Source organism: Mycobacterium sp. E3247, from assembly GCF_001667785.1.
In the GTDB taxonomy this organism is placed as follows: domain Bacteria; phylum Actinomycetota; class Actinomycetes; order Mycobacteriales; family Mycobacteriaceae; genus Mycobacterium.
The window spans coordinates 1-1,696 of sequence record NZ_LZJG01000286.1 but is presented as its reverse complement, the minus strand read 5'-3'; the positions used below and the strand labels follow the sequence as shown (position 1 = coordinate 1,696).

The following is a 1,696-nucleotide window of genomic DNA, read 5'->3' as shown; positions in this document are numbered from 1 at the left end:
GCGCGGACCGGCCCGCCCCCGCCACCGCCGCCGCCTCCCGAGGGAGGGGGCGCCACCGCAGCCTCGAACGGGCCGGCGGACCCGCAGACCGAGGACGAACCCGCCGTGCCGCCGCTGCCGCCGGGAGCGCCCGACGGGGTGGTCGGGGTCGCCCCGAACGCCACCATCATCTCAATCCGCCAGTCGTCCAGGGCTTTTGAGCCGGTCAACCCCCCGCCCGGAGATCCCAATTCCGACGAGAAGGTCAAAGCCGGCACGCTCAACACGGTCGCCCGCGCAGTGGTCCACGCGGCCAACATGGGTGCCAAGGTGATCAACATCTCGGTGACCGCCTGCCTGCCGGCCTCGGCCCCCGCCGACCAACGCGCGCTCGGCGCGGCGCTGTGGTATGCCGCCACGGTCAAGGACGCGGTCGTGGTGGCCGCGGCCGGAAACGACGGGGAAGCCGGCTGCAACAACAACCCGATGTACGACCCGCTGGATCCGTCGGATCCCCGGGATTGGCATCAGGTCAAGGTCGTCTCGTCGCCCTCCTGGTTTTCCGACTACGTCCTGTCGGTCGGTGCGGTCGATGCCACGGGCGCCGCGCTCGACAAGAGCATGTCGGGACCTTGGGTGGGTGTCGCGGCGCCGGGCACCCACATCATGGGCCTCTCACCCCAGGGGGGCGGACCGGTGAACGCCTACCCGCCGTCGAGGCCGGGCGAAAAGAACATGCCGTTCTGGGGCACCAGCTTCTCGGCCGCCTACGTCAGCGGCGTCGCGGCCCTGGTGCGGGCGAAATACCCGGGCCTCAGCGCGCATCAGGTGATCAACAGGATCGTGCAGTCGGCGCACAACCCGCCCGCTGGAGTCGACAACAAAGTCGGATATGGGTTGGTCGATCCCGTTGCGGCGCTGACGTTCAACATCCCGCCGGGTGATCGGATGCCCCCCGGTGCGCAGACCCGGGTTACGCTGCGCCACCGAAATGGCCGCGGCGCCAACGGTTGTCCGCCAACGCAGCGCTTGCGTGTTGTCGATGATCGACAGCCGCATGATCAACCAGGTTTCGCGCCGGCCCGCATATGGCGGGGTACCGATCTCCGAGTCATACACCCGCGGGTAGTCCCCGACGGTGCCGTGCCGGGAGCCGAGTGATACGACGCTGATCGAGTCGAGCATCAAACCCAGCGCCTGGTGCATCATCGGCACCAATTCGACGACGTCGATGACGTTGTCGGTCTCGACGGTCACCGAGCCGGTCACCGTGGTGGCTTGGTGCGCCCTGCCCAGCAATTGCACCGCCACCACCGCGACGCCGTCCTGCACCCGGACGCCACCGCCGGAACGGTTGTTGGCCACGGTCAGTGGGGCGTCCCAGCTGATCGGCCGCCGGCCGTGGCGCCACAACACCAGCCACGACCACGCGGGCTGACCCCACCACCGGACGAAGACCAGGGCGATGCCGACCACCGCGTCGACCGCGGCGCCGATGTAGCCGGCCGCCGCCCAACTCGCCACCGCGAGCAGGAACACGACCCACACCCCGACGACCCGTCGGTTGCTGCCCGGGCTGAACCCGGTCAGCGTGGACCTCACCGCGCCCTCCTCAGCCGCGCCGCAATGGCGGCCACGAGCACGCCCGCGGCCACCGCCCCGACGAACCCGACCGCGATGTTGCGGGCCCGGGGGGGCGCCGCGGCGGGGGGGGGGG

Annotated in this window: 1 protein-coding gene and 2 pseudogenes; 1 reads left to right on the top strand and 2 read right to left on the bottom strand. The window is 70.8% G+C overall.

All coding sequences use genetic code 11. From position 1 onward, the window contains the following. Positions 1–954: pseudogene (locus tag A9X04_RS15670) on the top strand (S8 family serine peptidase); the annotation flags it as partial. On the opposite strand, the pseudogene eccE reads toward A9X04_RS15670, so the two are convergent. Together eccE and A9X04_RS31555 are read right to left on the bottom strand one after the other, a co-directional pair. Further along, a pseudogene (gene eccE / locus A9X04_RS29765) lies at positions 955–1,581 on the bottom strand (type VII secretion protein EccE); the annotation flags it as partial. Beyond that, a partial coding sequence (locus tag A9X04_RS31555) for a hypothetical protein (protein ID WP_231985740.1) occupies positions 1,578–1,696 on the bottom strand: 119 nt, incomplete at its 5' end. The gene A9X04_RS31555 and the pseudogene eccE, both read right to left, overlap by 4 nt.